Source organism: Succinimonas sp. (assembly GCF_045225735.1).
Lineage (GTDB): Bacteria > Pseudomonadota > Gammaproteobacteria > Enterobacterales > Succinivibrionaceae > Succinimonas.
Genome location: NZ_JBGVBR010000403.1, coordinates 1 through 2087, shown reverse-complemented (window position 1 = coordinate 2087; position 2087 = coordinate 1). Strand labels below are relative to the sequence as shown.

The following is a 2087-nucleotide window of genomic DNA, read 5'->3' as shown; positions in this document are numbered from 1 at the left end:
CTCAGACGTGCATGACCGAGGGATTCAGAAAATCCATCCCCCGAATAATTGAGCCTGAATCAATCTCCAAATCTGGCACGCAGATTGCATTCCATTAAATGCTAAAAAAATGTCACCGAGGGAAACAAAATGAACAAAGCATCTGAAAATCGCATTATGAGCAAGCTGAACGGCATCATGCTCTGGGCTCTGGTTCTTTCTGTATGTCTGCTGATATTTCCCTTCGATTCCATAAACCCGAATCTGGCAGCCTTCATAAACGTTGTCCATTCCTATGTCTGGCTGGTATTCATAGTTTCGCTGTCTTTCTTCATCAGCCGGGGCATTCTGGAGCTTATCAGCATGGTCACCAGAAAGTTTTACACCAAGGCCCGGAACGAACAGCTTTGCAAAACGGTCACCTGCCTGGATTTTTCAGAAAAGGCTTTGCTGAGAGAGTTCATCCTGCAGAGAAAGAGCGTGCTTACTCTTCCGGTTAACGAGCCCTGCGTCAATCAGCTTTTGACCGCCGGCATCCTCACCATCCCCAAGGATGCGAATATCACCGCCGGCAAGGCTCCCATGATGATTGCACTGGAGGCCCGTCCCTTCATAACCTATAAGGCGGTAGGGCTTACCAGAAACAAAATGAGCGAGGATCAGATAAGCCAGCTTATGGATGCCCGTCCGAGATTCGCCCGTCCGGGATATTAAAAAAATCCCTGTGAATAAACAGAACCCGCTCCGGCGGGTTTTTTAGTGAGTGCCAAATAATTGACGGTAACGCCGTAATTTACAGTGACGAAAAAATGTGCTCCGGCCCTCTCTCACAATCTTAAAGCTTCAGCGACACAAATCAGTCATTAAAAATGCAGTTTCCGTTTTGCGCGCACTTCTCCATAGCCCGGGCTCGTGTCTTGCGGTACTCAATGTCAGCCTTCTCACGTTCACACATCGTACGATCTTCGGTCGACTTGCATCTCCCACAGTATTCACTGGGGGCACAGCCTATATACGCCCAGGAACTGACGCTCCAGAATCCCGCCAGCGCCACCATAAACATATAATAAGCTTCATGCTAAACTCCTCTCTCATATGGGTTCCCAGGCGTCCCCGGGAACTTTGAACGGAGTACTCCTGGAAACATAATCACCCAGATTGGTTTTCAGAATTAAGTCGTTACCCCGGACATCAAGCCTGACATCTGAAAGATCCTCGGCGGCAAACTTCACATTGCTGTTTCCGTCCATCATTATGCCGATAAGACTGTTCCTGAGATCAAGAGGCTCCCAGTTAACGCCATCCTGAGACCTTTCCACATCATCATGATTTTCCGTTACCCGGTAATGCCAGTCCTGATCATTGAATTTAATGACAGCCACAAGAAGGCTCCTTTGCAGAAAAACATTCTTCCGCTTCCAATGTATTTTTCAGTTTACCGTTGTTTTTTTTGTACAGCGGCACCGGGAAAATACGTGATGAGATTAACAATCACCAATAAGAGCACAAGGAAGCCTGCAGAGGAACATCAGAATAGCCGGAATGAAATACTAAAGAGAAGGGACAACAAAGGTGACAGGAGGATTCAAGAGAGCTCTCCCGCCGTAACAAGAACGCCAAGGACGGCAATTATGAAGACGATAATTTTAAACTTCCAAATCAAAACTCTGTACATCAGGCAGTCCCCGAAAAAGGGCCAGCAAAAAAGGGGGAAGCTTCCCCCTTTCCATAATTCTCTATCCGATTTTATTCAGGATAAGAACAATTAAGCCTCAACCTCAGCTACAACGCCGGCGCCTACGGTATGACCGCCTTCACGGATAGCGAAGCGGAGACCCTTGGACATGGCAACCGGGTGAATCAGAGTTACGTTCATGGTTACGTTGTCGCCGGGCATAACCATTTCGGTGCCCTCAGGAAGAGCGATGGTGCCGGTTACGTCAGTGGTTCTGAAGTAGAACTGCGGACGATAGCCGTTAAGGAATGCAGTGTGTCTGCCGCCCTCTTCCTTGGTCAGAACGTATACTTCTGCCTTGAACTTGGTGTGCGGAGTAATGGTGCCAGGCTGAGCCAGAACCTGTCCGCGCTCAACTTCCTCGCGCTTGGTG

Annotated in this window: 3 protein-coding genes and 1 pseudogene; 2 read left to right on the top strand and 2 right to left on the bottom strand. The window is 48.4% G+C overall.

Going from position 1 to position 2087, the window contains the following annotated elements; all coding sequences use genetic code 11:
• Window positions 1-129 precede the first annotated feature (129 nt).
• The gene (locus tag ACJROR_RS14240; RefSeq protein WP_406038442.1) at window positions 130-693 is read left to right on the top strand and encodes a superinfection exclusion B family protein; all 564 of its coding nucleotides are present in this window, start codon (window positions 130-132) and stop codon (window positions 691-693) included.
• Window positions 694-1070: 377 nt separating this feature from the next.
• Here ACJROR_RS14240 and ACJROR_RS14235 read toward each other — a convergent pair whose 3' ends face one another.
• Complete coding sequence (locus tag ACJROR_RS14235) at window positions 1071-1361, bottom strand: hypothetical protein (RefSeq protein ID WP_406547677.1); 291 nt, start codon at window positions 1359-1361, stop codon at window positions 1071-1073.
• Between the two features lie 96 nt (window positions 1362-1457).
• On the opposite strand from ACJROR_RS14235, the gene ACJROR_RS14230 reads away from it, so the two are divergent.
• Window positions 1458-1748, top strand: coding sequence for a hypothetical protein (locus ACJROR_RS14230; protein WP_406547676.1), 291 nt, complete (start codon window positions 1458-1460; stop codon window positions 1746-1748).
• On the opposite strand, the pseudogene tuf reads toward ACJROR_RS14230, so the two are convergent.
• A pseudogene (gene tuf, locus ACJROR_RS14225) lies at window positions 1745-2087 on the bottom strand (elongation factor Tu); the annotation flags it as partial. The gene ACJROR_RS14230 and the pseudogene tuf sit on opposite strands and share 4 nt — an antisense overlap.

Bases quoted from the DNA above. Each gene is read 5' to 3' on its own strand.
- ACJROR_RS14240 (WP_406038442.1), top strand. From the start codon at position 130: ATGAACAAAGCATCTGAAAATCGCATTATGAGCAAGCTGAACGGCATC.
- ACJROR_RS14230 (WP_406547676.1), top strand. From the start codon at position 1,458: ATGAGATTAACAATCACCAATAAGAGCACAAGGAAGCCTGCAGAGGAA.